General features: G+C 73.1%; 16 protein-coding genes and 1 tRNA gene. 8 read left to right on the top strand and 9 right to left on the bottom strand.

The window, feature by feature from the left end; translation table 11 throughout:
- Positions 1–102 precede the first annotated feature (102 nt).
- Positions 103–324, bottom strand: a complete 222-nt coding sequence (locus ACF09K_RS04900) for a zinc ribbon domain-containing protein (RefSeq protein WP_392241090.1) — start codon at positions 322–324, stop codon at positions 103–105.
- A 288-nt stretch (positions 325–612) separates the two neighbouring features.
- On the opposite strand from ACF09K_RS04900, the gene ACF09K_RS04895 reads away from it, so the two are divergent.
- From ACF09K_RS04895 to ACF09K_RS04885, 3 genes are all read left to right on the top strand, one after another.
- Entirely contained in the window at positions 613–2,817 is a 2,205-nt protein-coding gene (locus ACF09K_RS04895; protein WP_392241627.1) for a transglycosylase domain-containing protein, read from the top strand.
- Between the two features lie 47 nt (positions 2,818–2,864).
- Positions 2,865–4,148, top strand: a complete 1,284-nt coding sequence (locus ACF09K_RS04890; RefSeq protein WP_392241089.1) for a hypothetical protein — start codon at positions 2,865–2,867, stop codon at positions 4,146–4,148.
- A 180-nt stretch (positions 4,149–4,328) separates the two neighbouring features.
- Positions 4,329–5,489 carry an amidase domain-containing protein gene (locus ACF09K_RS04885; RefSeq protein ID WP_392241088.1) on the top strand — a complete coding sequence of 387 codons (1,161 nt, stop codon included), beginning with the start codon at positions 4,329–4,331 and terminating at the stop codon, positions 5,487–5,489.
- A gap of 17 nt (positions 5,490–5,506) precedes the next feature.
- Here ACF09K_RS04885 and ACF09K_RS04880 read toward each other — a convergent pair whose 3' ends face one another.
- Complete coding sequence (locus ACF09K_RS04880; protein WP_392241087.1) at positions 5,507–6,151, bottom strand: DUF4383 domain-containing protein; 645 nt, start codon at positions 6,149–6,151, stop codon at positions 5,507–5,509.
- A gap of 138 nt (positions 6,152–6,289) precedes the next feature.
- Positions 6,290–7,699, bottom strand: coding sequence for a hypothetical protein (locus ACF09K_RS04875; protein WP_392241086.1), 1,410 nt, complete (start codon positions 7,697–7,699; stop codon positions 6,290–6,292).
- A gap of 171 nt (positions 7,700–7,870) precedes the next feature.
- On the opposite strand from ACF09K_RS04875, the gene ACF09K_RS04870 reads away from it, so the two are divergent.
- A tRNA-Val gene (locus ACF09K_RS04870) sits at positions 7,871–7,945 on the top strand.
- 58 nt (positions 7,946–8,003) lie between these two features.
- Here the strand turns inward: ACF09K_RS04870 and ACF09K_RS04865 are convergent.
- Positions 8,004–8,354, bottom strand: coding sequence for a hypothetical protein (locus tag ACF09K_RS04865; RefSeq protein ID WP_392241085.1), 351 nt, complete (start codon positions 8,352–8,354; stop codon positions 8,004–8,006).
- A 373-nt stretch (positions 8,355–8,727) separates the two neighbouring features.
- Here ACF09K_RS04865 and ACF09K_RS04860 point away from each other — a divergent pair, with 373 nt between their 5' ends.
- On the top strand, positions 8,728–8,982 hold the full coding sequence (locus ACF09K_RS04860) for a hypothetical protein (RefSeq protein WP_392241084.1): 255 nt from the start codon (positions 8,728–8,730) through the stop codon (positions 8,980–8,982).
- Here ACF09K_RS04860 and ACF09K_RS04855 read toward each other — a convergent pair.
- A complete protein-coding gene (locus tag ACF09K_RS04855) occupies positions 8,976–9,875 on the bottom strand; it encodes a ketopantoate reductase family protein (protein ID WP_392241083.1) in 900 nt (299 codons plus the stop codon). The two genes, ACF09K_RS04860 and ACF09K_RS04855, sit on opposite strands and share 7 nt — an antisense overlap.
- A gap of 124 nt (positions 9,876–9,999) precedes the next feature.
- Between ACF09K_RS04855 and ACF09K_RS04850 the strand changes: the two genes are divergently transcribed.
- On the top strand, positions 10,000–10,242 hold the full coding sequence (locus tag ACF09K_RS04850; RefSeq protein ID WP_392241082.1) for a DUF2277 domain-containing protein: 243 nt from the start codon (positions 10,000–10,002) through the stop codon (positions 10,240–10,242).
- A gap of 343 nt (positions 10,243–10,585) precedes the next feature.
- On the opposite strand, the gene ACF09K_RS04845 is transcribed toward ACF09K_RS04850, so the two are convergent.
- The 4 genes from ACF09K_RS04845 to ACF09K_RS04830 form a co-directional block, all read right to left on the bottom strand.
- Positions 10,586–11,197, bottom strand: coding sequence for a DedA family protein (locus ACF09K_RS04845; RefSeq protein ID WP_392241081.1), 612 nt, complete (start codon positions 11,195–11,197; stop codon positions 10,586–10,588).
- 231 nt (positions 11,198–11,428) lie between these two features.
- Positions 11,429–11,884 (bottom strand): DoxX family protein, encoded by a 456-nt coding sequence (locus tag ACF09K_RS04840; RefSeq protein WP_392241080.1) that lies wholly within the window; start codon positions 11,882–11,884, stop codon positions 11,429–11,431.
- Between the two features lie 242 nt (positions 11,885–12,126).
- Positions 12,127–13,755, bottom strand: coding sequence for an alkaline phosphatase D family protein (locus ACF09K_RS04835; RefSeq protein WP_392241079.1), 1,629 nt, complete (start codon positions 13,753–13,755; stop codon positions 12,127–12,129).
- Between the two features lie 77 nt (positions 13,756–13,832).
- Positions 13,833–14,477: an HNH endonuclease family protein gene (locus ACF09K_RS04830; RefSeq protein WP_392241626.1), complete on the bottom strand. Its 645-nt coding sequence runs from the start codon at positions 14,475–14,477 to the stop codon at positions 13,833–13,835.
- Between the two features lie 515 nt (positions 14,478–14,992).
- Between ACF09K_RS04830 and ACF09K_RS04825 the strand changes: the two genes are divergently transcribed.
- Together ACF09K_RS04825 and ACF09K_RS04820 are read left to right on the top strand one after the other, a co-directional pair.
- Positions 14,993–15,574 (top strand): TMEM165/GDT1 family protein, encoded by a 582-nt coding sequence (locus tag ACF09K_RS04825; protein WP_392241078.1) that lies wholly within the window; start codon positions 14,993–14,995, stop codon positions 15,572–15,574.
- Positions 15,575–15,770: 196 nt separating this feature from the next.
- Positions 15,771–16,436 carry an HAD-IA family hydrolase gene (locus ACF09K_RS04820; RefSeq protein WP_392241077.1) on the top strand — a complete coding sequence of 222 codons (666 nt, stop codon included), beginning with the start codon at positions 15,771–15,773 and terminating at the stop codon, positions 16,434–16,436.
- Positions 16,437–16,692 lie beyond the last annotated feature (256 nt).

Below are 16,692 nucleotides of genomic sequence, written 5' to 3'. Positions count from 1 at the left end.
GGGGAACCGGCGACCGACGGCGACGCCGGAGGCCCCTCCGGGGGAGGCCGTGCCGGACTCCCCCCTCGTCCGTGGCGTGATCCGGACGACGGGCCCCACGGGTCAGCCGCAGCAGCCCCCGCCGCAGCAGCCGCCCCCGCCGCCCCCGCCGCCCGCCCGGGGCGCGGGGGCGGAGACCGTGCCGCCGACGGCTACGGTGGACAGCAGCTTGACCGTGTCGTCGTGGCCGGCGGGGCAGTCGGCGGGCGCGGCGGACTCCGCCATGGGGCGGCTCAGTTCGAAGGTGTCGCCGCAGGTCCGGCAGCGGTACTCGTAGCGAGGCATGCGGACAGGTTAATCCCTCTATGGGCGGAACCGGATCCCACTGTTTCGACGGCGTTCACTTCTGTCGATTTCCTATGTGGAGAACTTGCGAAGGGCGCTGGTAATTTGAGGGCGCCGCGATGAACCGCGAGGTTGGGGGAATCAGGGCTTGCTGCCGCCGCGACGGCAACCATGCCAGACCCTCGTACGTCTGTACGTCTGCCTACGCGAGCAACACCTAGTGCGGAGGGAGACATCGTGACCCAGGCGGGGCAGGGGGAGGAGCCCCGGGAGCCGGCCGACGCCACCATGCAGCTGAAGGTCCCCGCCTCTTTCAAGGCGGACGAGACCATGCAGCTGCGGGTGCCCCCGGAAGGCATACCGGGCAGCGCGGAGGGGCCGGACACACCCGGCCCGTCCGGGGAGTCCTCCATACCCGGAGAGAGGCGGAAGGGCAGGAAGGCCCCCCGCCCCTCCGTGCGTTCCCGCCTCGCCGCCGCCGCCGGCCCCCGGCTGGCCCCCCTCGTCGCCTTCCTCGCCCCCCACGCGACGCGGCTCGCGGCCTTCCTCGCGCCGTACGCGCGCCGGATGCGCCCGCAGTACCCGCGGCCCGGCCGCACCGGCTGGCGCCGCTGGATCCCCTCCTGGCGGCAGTCGCTCGGAGGCGTCCTCGCCTCCCTGGGCCTGAGCACCCTCTTCCTGGTCGTCGCCTACGCCGCCACCGACGTCCCGGACAACCTCAACACCTACGCCACCCAGCAGGACAACGTGTACTTCTGGGCCGACGGGACCCCCATGGCCCGCACCGGCTGGGTGCAGCGGCAGGCGATGCCGCTGAAGGACATCCCCGAGGACGTCCGCTGGGCGGTCCTCGCCGCCGAGAACGAGAGCTTCTACAGCGACCCCGGCATCTCCTTCAAGGGCATCAGCCGCGCCGTCTTCCGCACCTTCGGCCAGGGCGACACCCAGGGCGGCTCCACGATCACCCAGCAGTACGTCAAGAACGTCTACCTCAACCAGGACCAGACGGTCCGGCGCAAGTTCACCGAGGCGATGATCGCCCTCAAGCTCGACAACCAGATGAGCAAGGACGACATCCTCGAGGGCTACCTCAACACCAGCTGGTTCGGCCGCGGCACCTACGGCATCCAGCGCGCCGCCCAGGCCTACTACGGCAAGGACGTCAGCGAGCTGAACGCCAGCGAGGCGGCCTTCCTCGCCGCCCTGCTCAAGGGCGCCGGGCTCTACGACCCCACCCTGAGCGGCGCCAACCGCGCCCGTGCCGTCGAGCGCTGGACGTGGACCCTGGACCGGATGGTCTCCATCGGCAAGCTCTCCCGGTCCGAGCGGGCCACGTACACGAAGTTCCCCGAGCCGCTCAAGAGCAATCCGCTGTACGACACCGGTGAACAGAGCGACTACCTCGTCGAGCTCGCCTCCCAGTACGCCAAGAAGTCCGCGAAGATCGGCGACAAGGACTTCGACCTGGGCGGCTACCAGATCTACACGACCTTCGAGAAGGACCGCGAGGCCCAGCTCACGGACGCCGTCACCAAGGCCCGCGCGAAGGCCCTGAAGGACGACCCGAAGAACGCGAGGACCGCCCACTACGGCGCCGCCTCGGTGGCCGCCGACGGACGGATCCTCGCCGTCTACGGCGGCCCCGACCACCGCACCCAGGGCTACAACGAGTCCAACGCCACCACCGTCCCGGCCGGCTCCGCCTTCCTGCCCTTCGTCTACGCCGCCGGCCTGGAGCACGGCGTCCACAAGACGCGGGACGGCGAGACCACCCAGGTCACCGCGGAGTCCGTCTACGACGGCGACGACGACGTGCCGGTGACCACGCCGGAGGGGCCGTACTGGGACCGCAGCGGCAAGAAGGTCGCCGCCAGCAACGAGGGCGACAGGTCCTACGGGCAGATCTCCCTGCACCGGGCGCTGGCCCTGTCGGTGAACACGCCCTTCATGCAGCTCGGCATGGACACCGGCCTGGACAAGGTGCGCGACACCGCGGAGGCGGCCGGACTGCTCCCCTCCAGCCTCGGCGCACAGGTGCCCGCCCTGTCCCAGGGCAGCTCCACCCCCAGCGCGATCCGCATGGCCAGCGGCTACTCCACCTTCGCCGCGGCCGGCAAGCACACCGATCCGTACTCCGTGCGGCAGGTCACCCACAACGGCACCAAGGTCCCGCTGGCCCTCCCGAAGCCGGCCCGCGCGATCGGCGCCGACACGGCCGAGGAGGTCACCTCCGCCCTCACCGACGGCTTCCGCACCGCCCACCCCGGCGCGGCACCCGAGGGCGTCCAGGTGGCCGGGAAGGCCGGGACCACCCAGGACGACAAGGCCGCCTGGTACGTCGGCACCCACAAGGCCGTCTCCACCGCGGTCGTCGTCTACCGCATCAACCTGGCGAAGAGTCTCGAACCGCTGCCGCTGAACGGCATCGACGGCCCGGCGGACGACAGCGTCCCCTACGGCATCTGGTCCAGAGCCATGAGCCCGCTCCGCTGACCCCGGGCCGCACCGCCGCCCCCGAACCCCTCGAGAATGAGCCGCACATGACGCCACCGTCGGGCCGCCGCCGCAAGGCCCGGGCAGCCAACCGCCCCGCCGCCGCCCATCCGGGCTTCCTGACCCTGGCGGCCTTCCTCGTCATCACCTCGCTGGTGGCGGGCTACCTGGTGCTCAGCCGCACGGACAACACCGCGCCGACCGCCTCCGCCGGCAAGGGGGGCAAGGCGACGGCGTCACCGGGCGAGGAGCCGGAGTGGGACGGCAGGACCAAGGTCCTCGGGGACGGCTCCACCTCGTACACCGGCCCGCAGAAGGGCGGCATCGAGCCCGTACCGCTCAAGCCCGGTGAGAAACCGCCCCAGTTCGTCGTCTTCTCCTGGGACGGCGCCCTGGCCGGCGACGACGGGCTGTTCACCCACTACCGGGAGATGGCGCGCGAGTACGACGCGCACATGACGTTCTTCCTCACGGGCATCTACCTGCTGCCCAAGAGCAAGGCCGGCCTCTACAGCCCGCCGCAGCACCCCAAGGGCTCCGCGGCGATCAGCTTCCCCACCGACGAGCACGTCCGCACCACCCTGGAGGACCTCGCCAAGGCCTGGGAGGAGGGCAACGAGATAGGAACCCACTTCAACGGCCACTTCTGCGGCGCCAAGGGCGGCGGCGACTGGAGCGTCGAGGAGTGGAAGAGCGAGATCGACCAGTTCTTCGGCTTCGCCGAGAAGTGGAAGACCAACACCGGCTACACCGACATGGACCCGCTGCCCTTCGACTTCAAGAAGGAGGTCGTCGGCGGCCGCGCCCCCTGCCTGGAGGGCCAGGCCAACCTGCTGAAGGCCGCCAAGAGCTACGGCTGGCGCTACGACGCCAGCTCGGCCGGCGACTTCCAGATCTGGCCCGCGAAGAAGAACGGCATCTGGGACTTCCCGCTCCAGATGCTCCCGTACGAGGGCGGCAAGTACCAGGGCCTGTCCATGGACTTCAACTTCCTCTACAACCAGTCCGAGGGCGAGACCCAGGGCGACCCGGCCAAGTACCCGCAGTGGCAGCAGGAGACCCTCGACACCTACATGGCCGGCTTCAACCGCGTGTACTACGGCAGCCGGGCCCCGCTGTTCATCGGCAACCACTTCGAGGAGTGGAACGGCGGCATCTACATGAAGGCCGTCGACGAGGTCATCAAGACCGTGTGCGTGAAGAAGGACGTCAAGTGCGTGTCCTTCAAGGAACTGGCCGACTGGATGGACGTGCAGACGCCCGCCACCCTGGAGCGGCTGCGCACCCTCGACCCCGCCCAGTCGCCGGACTGGTCGACCGTCGTCCAGTGACCGGACACCGTCCGGCAACCGGGTCGACACGGGACGGCACGGCGCAGTGACGGTCCCATAACTCCCGGACCCGGACTGCCGCCCCCCTCTTCACACGAGCCACACACGGCATGCAAAGATGCGCTACCCCGGCATCCAGCCGCCGGGGCAAGAGGGGAAGCATCAGTGAAGTCAAGGAAATTGAGCCGTACGCGGCGTCGCGCCGCGATACTCGGGGCGGCCGCCACCTCCGTCGTCGCGGGAGTGGCCCTGCTGCCCAACTGGAGCGCCGGCGCGGCGGTCGTCGACGACCCCACGGTGGACGCCCGGACCAAGGCCACCTTCCAGCGCCTCGCCGACGCGGTCTTCACCGACCGCACCGAAGCCCTGGTCGACGGCAAGCGGGACAAGCGCGGGAAGCCGCTGACCGACGGCTTCTCCGGCGACGTCAAGCTGTCGTCGAAGCAGGACCGTGCCGAGGACGCCGCGCTGTCCTCGCTGGACCGGCGCAAGGCGCGGCTCGCCCAGCTCGGCGAGAAGTACAGCAAGGGCAGCACCACCGTCACCCTGGACGCCACGAGCGTGAAGGGCCGCAAGGCCAAGGTCGCGGTCACCGAGACCACGACCCTCACCTACGAGAAGGTCCGCGGCGACGAGCCGAAGGCCACCGGGTTCCAGGCCCACCACGAGCTGACGTTCACCGCCGACCGGCACGGCGACTGGCAGCTGACCGGCATCCGCGACACCGACGAGGGCCTCGCGGTGAACCAGACCGCCAAGCCGTCCGTCGCGCCGATGGTGGCCACCACCGGCAGCACCACGCCGTCGGCCCCCAAGGCGTCGACCTCGTACCCCGGCCCGGCGAACGCGAAGAACTTCACCGCCAGCGGCCTCGACTACCAGGCCATGGCCGCCTACGCCAAGCAGTACTGGTCGAACTACAACCCCGCCTACCCGAACTACAACGGGCAGGGCGCGGGCGGCGACTGCACCAACTTCGTCAGCCAGGCCCTGAAGGCCGGCGGCTGGAAGCACGTCCCGGGCTACGTGTACGACTACACCAGGTGGTTCGGCAACGCCGACATCCAGTCGCACTCGTTCGTCGGCGTCAACGAGTGGTCCTGGTTCGCCCAGAACTCCCAGCGGACGACCCCCCTGGCGAACGTCTACCAGCTGGACGTCGGCGACGTCCTCCAGGTCGACTTCGACAAGGACGGCTCCAAGGACCACACCATGATCGTCACGTCCCGCAGCCGGGGCGTGCCGTACGTGACCTACCACTCGACCAACACCTACAGCAGGTCGGTGGCGAGCGTCGTCGCGTCGTACCCGACCGCCGCGTACTACGCCTACCGCACCTGACGGGCACGCGTCCCCGGTCAGGGCCCCGGCGGGTCCTGACCGGACCGGGAGCCGTCCCCGAAGGCCTCACGGGCCGCCTCCCGGGACGTGATGCGGCGCGCCTGCGGGTGCTCCGCCGGGAACTGCTCCCGCCGCTCCTGATGACGGTCCCGGTCCTCCGCCATGTCGGGGTGGCGGGACCGCCAGTACGGGTTGTCGTGCGGCAGGGCCGAGCCGACCCTGCCGTACATCCCGAACACCAGCAGCAGGATGCCGATCACGAAGCTGAGCATGCAGTTCTGGATCTGGAACGCCAGGAAGTTGTAGTCCGTCTCCAGCAGCCCCATGTTCAGGAAGCCGCTGGCCACGAAGAGCACGCCGAGCGTCATGTTCAGCGTGGAGGCGAAGTTCCCGCCGATCACCATCCCGACCAGGAGCAGCAGACCGACGGCGACCGACAGCCAGCTGAGCGCGCCGTTGGTGTTCAGGCTCCAGACGGTGTCCCCGCCGGTGTCGAAGAAGCCGATCCGGTCGATGATCCCGAAGATCCCGAAGACCACCAGTCCGACGCCCATCAGACCGGCGCCGATCCGGTAGACCATGTTGAGACGGTGGTCGACGGGCAGGTGGTCGTCCAGCCTGATCCGTCGGCGGGTCCCCGAGTGCGTGAGGTGGGTGGCCATCTCCGCCTCCCTCCGGAAGCGTTGCGCGAGCCGAGTCGTACGCACCTCCAATATCCGCCCGACGCGCGCCGACGGCAACGCCGACGGTGCCGGGCGGACCGGGCGGCAGGTGGCGGGCGGTCGAGGGGCGGGCCGGTCTCAGTGCCCGGCGCCGCGGTCCTCGCGGATCCGGGTCACCACGTCGGACACCGTGTGCCGCACGGCCTCCGTCTCCGTCAAAAAGTGCCAGTAGTCCGGGTGCCGGCCCTCCAGCGTGGCGATCGCCCGCTCCAGCCGGGCCACCGCCTCGTCCAGCGGCCGCGCGTCCCGCGGGTCCGGGGTGTGGCGTCCGGTCATCGCCAGCCGCTGCGCGTCCCGGATCGCGAAGCGGGTCCGCTCGATCTCCTGCCGCGGGTCCTTCTGCACGGCGTTCAGCCTGGTCAGCCGGTCACCGGCGGCCGAGACGGCCTCGTCGGTGGAGTTCAGCAGGGCCCGCGCCGTCGACAGCAGCGCGGTGGCGTCCGGCCAGCGCTGGGCGTCGCGCGCGCTCTGCGCCTCGGCGAGCCTGGCCTCCGCCTGCCGGACGTGCTCCACGGACTGGCCGGGGACGTGCTGGAGGTCCTGCCAGCAGGCCGCCGTGAAACGCCGGCGCAGCTCGCTCAGGATCGGCTCGACCTGCCCCGACCGGGTCGTCAGCGCCTGCGCGCGCGTCCGCAGGGACACCAGCCGGTGGTCGATCTCGGCGGCCTTCTCCGGCAGCCGCTCCGCCTCCGCCCGGACCGCCCCGGCCTCGCGGGAGACCCGCTCGGCGCGCTCCAGGGTGCCCGGCACGCCGTGCTGCCCGGCGCCCTGGTTCAGCCTGGTCAGCTCCGGGGCGAGCGCGGCCAGCCGGGCGGCGAGGTCGTCCGCCCTCAGCCCCGTCTCCCGGACGGCGTCCAGCGCGTTCGACGCGGCCAGCAGGCTCTGGCGGGCCCGCTCCACGGCGGGCGCCAGCCGGGCCAGCTGGGCCTCCGCCGTGTCCAGCAGCGGTCCGAGACCGTCGGCGAAGCGGTCCAGTTCGCCCTTGACGCGGACCAGTTCGTCCTTCGCGCGGGTCAGCTCGCCGCGCGCCCGCGTGGCGGTGGCGGCCTCCAGGTCGTCCCGGTCCAGGTCGTGGGCGTCGACGGCCTGGATGTACCGGTGGCTGGCCTCGTCGATGCGCCGGCCGAGGGCCTCGAAGTCGGCCACCGCGCGCCGGGCGGCCGGCGAGGCGTCGACCGCCGTGATCGTCTCGATCGAGATCCGCAGATCCCGCTGGGCGGTGTCCAGTTCGTAGAACGCGGCCGCCGCGGCGTCCTTCGCGGCCTGGGCCTCCGCCCGCTGGCCCTCCGCCCGTCCGCCGAACCAGCGGCGGGTGCCGCCCCCGGCGAACGCGGCGGGCAGCAGGAGGGCGGCGACGAGGGGGAGGGCGGCGAGCGCGAGGGCGTCGCCGAGCACCCGCGGACGTGCGCGCGTACGCTCACGCGGACGCGGACGCGGACGCGCGTGCGGCACCGACGGCGAGTACGGCTGTGCTGGTGTCGCCGTCACATCCCTCTCCCGTGCTGTGATCCGCCCTGCCCGGAGTCATTCTCCCACCGGTTGATGACGAACACACGGGGCGATCGGTTCGCTTCCCCGCGGTGACTTTCCCCTCCCCGGCGCGGGGCGTCGCCCTGTAGGAGGCACGGCGTCGGGCCATGTAGGCTGTCCACTCGTCCTGGGTGCGTAGCTCAGGGGTAGAGCGCCTGCCTTACAAGCAGGATGTCGGCGGTTCGAAACCGTCCGCGCCCACCAGGCAGTGCGAGAGGGTCCCCGGCACGTCCCGGGGACCCTCTCGCGCGTCGGGGGCGGTTCACTGCCGGCTCTCCTCGTCGGGCGGGGCCTCGTGGGCGTGCTTGAGGCGCATGCGGGCCTCCACGCGGTCGGCGGCGGCCACCTCCGCCCAGAAGCGGTGGCCGGACACGAACACGGCCAGCTCGTGCTCGCGCCGGCGGAGCTTCTCCACCTCAGCCTGCTCGTCGGCCGTCCAGCCGGGGGAGGCGGGGCGCTCCACCTTGCGCCAGCCGCCGTCGTCGCTGAAGCCGTCCAGCGGCTCGACCGACCAGGGCAGCCGCTTCAGCAGGGCCGACAGCTCGGTCCGGACCTGATGCAGCTCCTCCTGACCGGCGCGCAGGTCACTGGGAAAGTCATAGGTGGTAGCCACGCGGCAATGGTACGTCTGTTCGATTTTGAATCGCGAGTTTCCCGGGGTGGTTCATCCGTACGAATGAACGGAGGGGCGCTGTCAGACCCCTGTCCCACGGTGGCGGCATGGAGGACACCGGTGGGGAACACGTGCGGTCGGTGCCCTGGGCAGAGGGCGACTTCTGGCTGCTGGAGCGCAACAACAGCCCGGAGAAGACCGGCCACCTGGGCGGTCCCGAGCCGGCGGCGAAACTGACCGAACGTCACCGACGGTATCCGGAGCTGGAGTCGGGTCGGATGTACCGGGTCGTGCCGGCCGGGAGCGGCGGGACCGTCGGCTCGATCGGCTACCGGGAGCGGACCTGGCGGGGTGAACCGGTCTGGGAGACGGGATGGGGAGGCTGCCCGAGTTGCAGGGGCGGGGACCGGCCGCGCGGGCGGCCCGCGCGGTCGTCGAGGCCGTCCGGCAGGACACGCGGGACACCGGTGGACCCGGGACCCTGCACGCCTTCCCGGCCGTGGACCACCCCGCCTCCAACAGGGTGTGCCGCAGGGCGTGGTTCACCCTGCTCGGCCGGTTCGGCTTCGAGTACCCCGAGGGGCACTGGATCACGTCCCACGACCGGTGTGTCGAACGGGGTCAGTGACCCGCCTCCCGCAACTCCCGCACCAGGCGCGCCGCCACCGGTACCGGCACCCCGTGCCGCTCGGCCGCGCGGAGCAACGCCCCGCCGATCGCGTCCAGTTCCAGGGGGCGGCCGGCCTCCGCGTCGCGCTGCATGGACGACCTGGTGGCCGGGGGGAAGGCGTCGTAGCGGGCGAGCGCCGCCGCCGGGTCGGCGGGGGCGCCGCAGGCGCGGCTCACCGCGGCCGTCTCCGCGACCAGGGCGGTCAGGTCCTCGCGGTGGCGCGTCCTGACCTCGCCGAGGGGCAGCGCGTGGCGGGTGGTGAGGAGGGCGAAGGGGGCGAGGAACGCCATCTTCGCCCACAGCGCGGCCGTCTCGTCCGGCAGGACCCGGGTCGTCGGGCCGGCCTCCGTCAGCGCCCGCGCGAGACCGTCGAGGCGCGGGCGGGGGACCAGGTCACCGGCGAGGTCGATCTCCGCGAAGGGGCTGGCGTGCTCGATCACGCCCGCGGCGACGCGCGTGGACTCGACGCGGACGACGGCCGGGGCGACGGACTCCGGACCGTACCGGGCGCGCAGGAACGCCGGGTGCTCGACCCCGTTGAGGAACGGCACGAGGAGGGCGTCGCCGACGGCGGCGGCCGGGACCCGGGCCAGCGCCGCGTCGAGAGCGGTGTGCTTGACGGCGATCAGGACGGCGTCGACGGGGGCGCGGAGCACGGTGTCCGCGGCGACGGGGGCGGTGAAGTCGCCGAACCGCGCGCTGCGCACGCGCACCCCGTCGGCGCGCAGACGGGCCGCCGTGTCCTCGCCGGACAGGCAGACCACGCGGTGGCCGGCGCGGGACAGGAGTCCGGCGAGCAGACCGCCGACGCCGCCGGGGCCGAGGACCGCCAGGGTGAGCTCGTTCGTCATGGTGTTGCTGTTCCTCTCGTCGGTCGGCCCCGGATCCGGTGGCCGCCTCTGAGGCGATCATGGCAGGGTCCCGGGGATGGGGAAAGGGGCGACGGAGAGGGTCGCGGGGAGTGAGACTGGGGGCATGTGCCGCAGCATCAAGACGCTTCGTCCGCCCGCGCTGCCCGAGGAGGCCACGCAGGACGAGATCCGGGCCGCCGCCCTCCAGTACGTGCGGAAGGTGTCCGGCTTCCGGGCGCCGGCCGCGCACAACCGGGAGGTGTTCGAGCGGGCGGTGGAGGCCGTGGCCGAGGCCACGGCGGACCTGCTGGCCGGACTGGAGGTGCGCGGAGCCGTGCCCCGCACGGCCGCGCCGGGCGGGGGGTGACCTCGCGGGCCGCGCCCGCCCACGGCGGCCCCGCTGCTGGGCCGAGGGCGGCCGCGCGGGTGTGGCCGCCCCGCCGGGCGGCTCGTGCGACCCGGCACCCGGCGGCCGCCTCCCCTCCCGGCCCCGCTCGGCCGCGGACCTCGGTGCCCGTCCGCGCCACCGCCGGGCGAGGCGGCCGCGGGACGGCCGGTGCTCCCGTGCGGGGACACGGCCACCCGGTACGCCCGGGGTGCCGCCTCTTGACGCGGGCGCGGGCCGTCCTCAGGCGGGCCCTCCCGCCGGTGACCGGACGCCGGGGGCAAGGCCCTGCGGCGGCCGGACGTGCGGGGACGAGGCCCGGCGGTCACGCCGGCCGTCGGCGCATCAGGTACGCCGCTCCCGAGCCCGCGGCGCACAGGGCCAGGAAGGACACCCCCGCCGCCAGCCAGGTCGCCCCGAGCCAGTGCGCGCCGAAGTAACCGAGGGCGACGCTGTACGCGGCCCAGGAGAGGCCGGCCAGGGCGGACCAGGGCAGGAAGTCGCGGACGCGGCGCTGCGCGGCGCCCGCGATGAGCGAGACGACGGACCGGCCGGCCGGTGCGAACCGGGCCAGGACGACGAGCGCGCCGCCGCCCTCGGCGAGGGCCCGGCCCAGCCGTTCCTGCGCGGTGGTCAGCCGCCGGGAACGGGAGATCGCGCGGTCCAGCCGGGCCCCGCCGCGCCGGGCGAGACGGTAGGCGGCCAGGTCGCCGAGGACGGAGGCGGTCGCCGCGGAGAGGACCAGCGCGAGGATGTCGGGCACCTCGTGCGGCAGCCGTCCGGTCGCCGCCCCCGATCCCGCGGCCGCGGCCGTCGCCGCCGTGATGACGAGCACGCCGCTCGGCAGCACCGGCAGGAACACGTCAAGAAGGACCGACAAGGCTACCAGCACGTAGATCCATGGGGCGCCGATCAACGCCCCCACACTTTCGAACACGCGAAACTCCCCGTCGTCTCCCCCGTGCGGCCGAACCGTGCCGCTGTGTCGCGGGGGAGCGGCAGGTGCGGCCAATGACAGCCATACAGCGTACGCCCGAGGGGTGACAGGAGCTTCACGGGGGGCTCGTGTGTTCACCACGGCGTGTTCACACGAGTGCGGTCCGTTCGCGCCCCGGGCGTCCTCCCCGCGACGGTGGGGGAGAACGCCCGGGACCGGGGTGCCGTCGGGTCAGGCCGCGACGGCGGCCTGCTCGGTGGCCGGCTCCCGGCCCGCCGCCGTGCGCCGGGCGAACAGCCGGTCCAGGCCGAACGCGCCGGAGCCGGTGAACACCAGGAGCAGGAAGGCCCAGCAGAACATGGCGGAGGCCTCGCCGCCGTTCTGTATCGGCCACAGCGCCTCCGACTGGTGGACGTCGAAGTACGCGTACGCCATCGAGCCCGAGGCGAGGAAGGCGGCGGCCCGGGTGCCGAGGCCGAGCAGCACCAGGCCGCCGCAGACCAGCTGGATCACGGCCGCGTACCAGCCGGGCCAGGTGCCGGCGTCGATGGTGCCGCCGTCGGTGCCGACCGCTCCGCCGAGGACGCCGAAGAGCGAGGCGGCGCCGTGGCAGGCGAAGAGCAGTCCGACGACGATGCGGAACAGGCCGATCGCGTAGGGCTGTGCGCTGTCGAGACGAGCGGACATGGGGGGTTACTCCTTCGGTTTCGGACGTGCGGCTCGCCGTGGGGCGGGCGGGCCGCGTGGGGAGGGCGGTACCGAACGAGCGGCCCACGCTAGGCGGACCTCACCAATGCTTGCAAGTTCAACATTTAGCCATGGTCGGGATCACGCCAGCGCCCCGTCCCCGGCCGGTGCCGCACGGCGGCGGCCGGGGACGCGGTGCCGGCCGGTGCCGCAGGGCGGCGGCCGGTGGCGGGAACGGACCCTTACCGGGAGGTCAGTTCGGACTCCGTCACCACGGTGAGCCCGGCGCCCTCGCGGGCCTGTTCCAGCCGCAGCCGGGCCGAACGTCCGCGCAGCGTCAGCGTCATCAGCTGGTTGCCGAACCAGGGCCCACCGGTCTTGCGCCAGTCCACGGGCGGCCGCGGGGAGCGCCCGTGCCGCCGGAAGCGGCGCCCGATCCCGCGGGCGAGGGCGCTCCAGCCGAAGCGGAAACCCACCCTCATCGACCGGGGGATGGAGTTGTGGACCGGCGAGCAGGTCAGTTGCAGCACCCGCGCGTCGGGCGCGTCGCCGGGCCAGCGCGTCTCGGCCACGTAGGCGTGGTGCACGTCCCCGGACAGCACGAGAACGCTCGCCGGTGCCTGCGGTCCCGTCCCCGCCTCGGCCAGCAGCCGGGTCAGCTCGGCGAAGGACTCCGGGAACGCCGCCCAGTGCTCCAGGTCCGCCGCCCGCCGCACCTTCTCCCCGAACCGCGCCCAGCGCGGACCGCGTTCGCCCCGGCACAGGGCCGCGTTCCAGGTCTCCGCGTCGTGCACCAGGTGCGGCAGCAGCCAGGGCAGCGAGGTGCCCACCAGGAGGTGGTCGTACGACCCCGGCGCGTCCAGGGCCTGTTCGCGCACCCAGGCCGCCTCGCCCGGGTCGAGCATCGAGCGCTCGTCCTCCTCCAGGACCCGGGCGGCCCGCGAGTCCACCATCAGCAGCCGCACCCGTCCGAAGTCGCGCCGGTAGCTCCAGCGCACGGAGGCGGGCTCGCCGTCGGCCCGGCGGGCGAAGTCGCGCACGAGGCCGGTGGCGTCGGAGGTGTCCCGTACGGCCGCGTAGAGGGGGTCGGCGGCCAGGGCGGCGGGGGAGAGGTTCCCGAGGTGCTGGTACACCCAGTACGACATCAGACCGCTCAGGATCCGGTCGCGCCACCAGTCGGTGGCCCGCATGTCGGCCACCCACGCGGCGGAGGTGTTCCAGTCGTCGATGACGTCGTGGTCGTCGAAGATCATGCAGCTGGGCACGGTGGACAGCAGCCAGCGGACCTCGGGGTCGCGCCAGGACTCGTCGTACAGCCAGGTGTACTCCTCGTAGTCGGCGACCTCGCCGCCCGGCGGCTCGTCCGGGTCGCGGCGGGCCGCGATGCGCTTCCTGGTCGCGTCCGAGGTCTCGTCGGCGTACACCTGGTCGCCGAGCAGCAGCAGGACGTCGGGCCGCTCGCCCTCCGGGTCGGCGGCGATCCGCTCGGCCAGGCCGTCCAGGGCGTCGGGGCCCACCGGGTCGTGCTCGCCGGTCGGGGGCGACGCCCACCGGCAGGACCCGAAGGCCACCGTCACGTCCGCGCCGTCGGCCGGGGTGCGGATGGCCGAGGGCGGGAAGCGCGAGTCGGGGGGCGGCCACACGCGCGCGTCGTCGAGGAACACCTCGTACGGCGTGGTCGTGCCCGGCGCGAGGCCGGTGACCGGGATCAGGGCGTAGTGGTGGCCCGCCACCTGGAAGGTGCGGGCCGCACCGCCGGAGCCGTCCGCGCACCGCACCTCGGCGGAGCACGGGCGGCTCGCCTCGATCCAGACCGTCGCGGACGAACCGTCGGCGTATCTCAGCAGGGGTCCCAGCCGCAGTTCGGCCACGTGATCGCCTCCTCCGTCGTCCCGTACGGTACGGAACGACGGAGGCGGACGGCGAGATTTCCGCACGGATTTCCGGATCAGCAGCTCGCCAGGTAGTTGGTGAGGGCGCTCTTCTCGGCGGAGTCCACGGAGAGTCCGTAGTAGTACTTCACCTGCACCCAGGCGCGGACGTACGTGCAGCGGTAGGCCGTGCGCGAGGGCATCCAGGTGGCGGGGTCCTGGTCGCCCTTGGCCTGGTTGACGTTGTCGGTGACCGCGATGAGCTGCGGGCGGGTGAGGTCGTTGGCGAAGGCCTGGCGGCGGGAGGTGGTCCAGCCGTCGGCGCCGGAGTCCCAGGCCTCGGCGAGCGGCACCAGGTGGTCGATGTCGAGGTCGGAGGCGGCGGTCCAGGTGGCGCCGTCGTACACGGAGTACCAGCTGCCGCTGGTGGCGGCGCAGGCGGAGTCCTGGACGACGTTCGTGCCGTCGCGCTTGAGGACGACCTCGCGGGTGTTGCAGGTGCCGGACTGGGTGATCCAGTGCGGGAACAGGTCGCGGTTGTAGCCGGTGCGGTCCTCGGCCGCCACGGGGAGCGAGGCGAGGTAGGTGCGGGCGGTGGCGGCGCTGACCGGGGTGGGGAGGGCGGCGGAGGCGCTCGGGGAGTTGAACAGGGCGACGGAGGCTGTCAGTCCGGTGAGCGCCGCGAGTATGCTGACCCGTCGACGCGCGTAGACCTTCGACATGCGTGACATGCGAACTCCCTTGAGGGGTGGGGGTGTTGCGGTGCGAGCGAGGGAATGCTCGCGGGGCCGCATTGCGGGGAGGTGTGTGCGCGGTAAGAAGCTAGTGACGTGTGCATGACACAACAAGAGGTGCGGCGGGACTTTCGTCCCGGCGGTCCGGATCCGGGGGCCGGCGCGGAGGGCGTCGCCGGGGCGTCGCGGAGGGCGCGCGGTCCGGGCGCCCGGGGGCGGGTGCGGCGGTCGCGCGGTTCCGGGACCGGGGGCCGGTGCGGCGGTCGCGTAGTATGGACGGCGCAGAAGGGGAGTAGCTCTTCGCCGGACCGTCGACATACTGCTCAGCTCGTCTGAGCCGGCGCCCGGAGGCGGACCGTCGCGCGGTCGGCCAGCGAGACCTTCGGCAAGCAGTGCACCCCCGTGCCGTACGGCACGGGGCATCCGTGTGCTGCCGTGCCGAGGCGTCCTGCGCGAAGGAAGCAGCACTCTCGGCGGGGCGGCCCCCGACCGATTGAGGACCCTTGATCAGCCTGACCGTGACGGCGCTCGTCTTCGGCGTCGTCTTCCTCGCCGAACTGCCGGACAAGACCGCCCTCGCCGGCCTCGTCCTCGGCACCCGCTACCGCGCCTCGTACGTCTTCGCCGGTGTCGCCGCGGCCTTCGCGCTGCACGTCACGCTCGCCGTCGCGGCCGGCAGCGTGCTGACCCTCCTGCCGCAGCAGGCCGTGCAGGTCGTCACCGGTGTGCTGTTCCTGGGTGGCGCGGCCGTCCTGCTGAGGAGCAAGCACGAGGACGACGAGGAGATCCGCAAGCCCAGGGACCAGTCCTTCTGGAAGGTCTCGGGCGCCGGTTTCATGCTCATCCTCGTCGCCGAGTTCGGCGACCTGACGCAGATCATGACGGCCAACCTCGCCGCCCGCTACGACGACCCGCTCTCCGTCGGTCTCGGCGCGGTGCTGGCGCTGTGGTCGGTGGCCGGACTCGGCATCGTCGGCGGAAAGGCCCTGATGAAGCGGGTGCCGCTGAAGCTGATCACCAGGATCGCGGCGACGCTGATGCTGGGTCTCGGCGTGTGGAGCCTGTGGGAGGCGGCCACCGCCTGAGCCCCGCGCGGAGCCGAAGGGGACCGAACGCGGCTGAACGGACGGTGAACCTTCCCGGGGCGGCTGGCGCAATGGCTCCCCTGTTTTGTACCGTGGGAAAACAAAGTGGCTCCCGTCCGTTCTCCCTGACCGGCGGGCGGGGCCGCCTTGTCTTCCGCGTGCCCGCGCACGTGCCCGTTCGCACTGGGAGTCGCCGATGCAGGCCGCCGTGTCCACCACCGTCCTGACCGCCCGCGCCCTCCTCCTCGACATGGACGGCACCCTCGTGAACTCGGACGCCGTCGTGGAACGGGTCTGGCGGCGCTGGGCCGAGCGGCACGGGCTGGACGGCGACGAGGTCATGAGGGTCGTCCACGGCCGCCAGGGGTACGCGTCGATGGCCGTCCTGCTGCCCCACCGCCCCATGGAGCAGAACCTCGCCGACAACGCCCGGATGCTCGCGGAGGAGACCGCCGACCTGGACGGCGTCGTCCCGGTCCCCGGCGCCCCCGGCTTCCTCGCCTCCCTGCGCGGTGTCCCGCACGCCCTGGTCACCTCGGCGGACGTCCCCCTGTCGACGGCGCGCATGGCCGCGGCGGGCCTGCCCCTCCCGCGGGTCCGCGTCACCGCGGAATCGGTCGGCGCGAGCAAGCCGGACCCCGAGGGCTTCCTGAAGGGCGCGGCCGAGCTGGGCGTGGACCCGGCTCGGTGCGTGGTGTTCGAGGACTCCGGGGCGGGGATCGCGGCGGGGCGCGCCGCGGGCATGCGCGTCGTGGGGGTCGGACCGCGGGCGGTCGCGCACCGGCCGGACGCGGTGGTGCGGGACCTGACGGACGTGCGGGTGGAGCGGGCCGGGGCCGAGGTGCGGATCCACGTGGGGTGAGCCGGGCGGACCCCGGTCCGCCGGCGCGGCCCCGCCGCTCCGCCCGCGGCCGGCGCGGCCCCGTGGGCCTTGCCGTCACCTTCCCGCCCGCCCCGCGGCGCCCCCGCGTGCTCCCCCCAAGGGGCCCCGCTCGCCGCACCGGGCCCCGGGAGGGGACCTCCGGCCGTTGCGGGGCGGCCGCCGTCCTCCGGTGCCGACGTGCGGGAACCGCCGCGTCGCGTGCCGCCCGGGTGCGCCCGGTACGAGGATCGGGGCC

The organism is Streptomyces sp. NPDC014882, from assembly GCF_043081325.1.
GTDB lineage: Bacteria > Actinomycetota > Actinomycetes > Streptomycetales > Streptomycetaceae > Streptomyces.
Note: the sequence above shows the minus strand (reverse complement) of the source record. Positions and strands in the feature narration are given on the sequence as shown.

Bases quoted from the DNA above. Each gene is read 5' to 3' on its own strand.
- ACF09K_RS04900 (WP_392241090.1), bottom strand. From the start codon at position 324: ATGCCTCGCTACGAGTACCGCTGCCGGACCTGCGGCGACACCTTCGAA.
- ACF09K_RS04895 (WP_392241627.1), top strand. From the start codon at position 613: ATGCAGCTGAAGGTCCCCGCCTCTTTCAAGGCGGACGAGACCATGCAG.
- ACF09K_RS04890 (WP_392241089.1), top strand. From the start codon at position 2,865: ATGACGCCACCGTCGGGCCGCCGCCGCAAGGCCCGGGCAGCCAACCGC.
- ACF09K_RS04880 (WP_392241087.1), bottom strand. From the start codon at position 6,151: ATGGCCACCCACCTCACGCACTCGGGGACCCGCCGACGGATCAGGCTG.
- ACF09K_RS04860 (WP_392241084.1), top strand. From the start codon at position 8,728: ATGGGGAGGCTGCCCGAGTTGCAGGGGCGGGGACCGGCCGCGCGGGCG.
- ACF09K_RS04855 (WP_392241083.1), bottom strand. From the start codon at position 9,875: ATGACGAACGAGCTCACCCTGGCGGTCCTCGGCCCCGGCGGCGTCGGC.
- ACF09K_RS04850 (WP_392241082.1), top strand. From the start codon at position 10,000: ATGTGCCGCAGCATCAAGACGCTTCGTCCGCCCGCGCTGCCCGAGGAG.
- ACF09K_RS04840 (WP_392241080.1), bottom strand. From the start codon at position 11,884: ATGTCCGCTCGTCTCGACAGCGCACAGCCCTACGCGATCGGCCTGTTC.
- ACF09K_RS04830 (WP_392241626.1), bottom strand. From the start codon at position 14,477: ATGTCGAAGGTCTACGCGCGTCGACGGGTCAGCATACTCGCGGCGCTC.
- ACF09K_RS04820 (WP_392241077.1), top strand. From the start codon at position 15,771: ATGCAGGCCGCCGTGTCCACCACCGTCCTGACCGCCCGCGCCCTCCTC.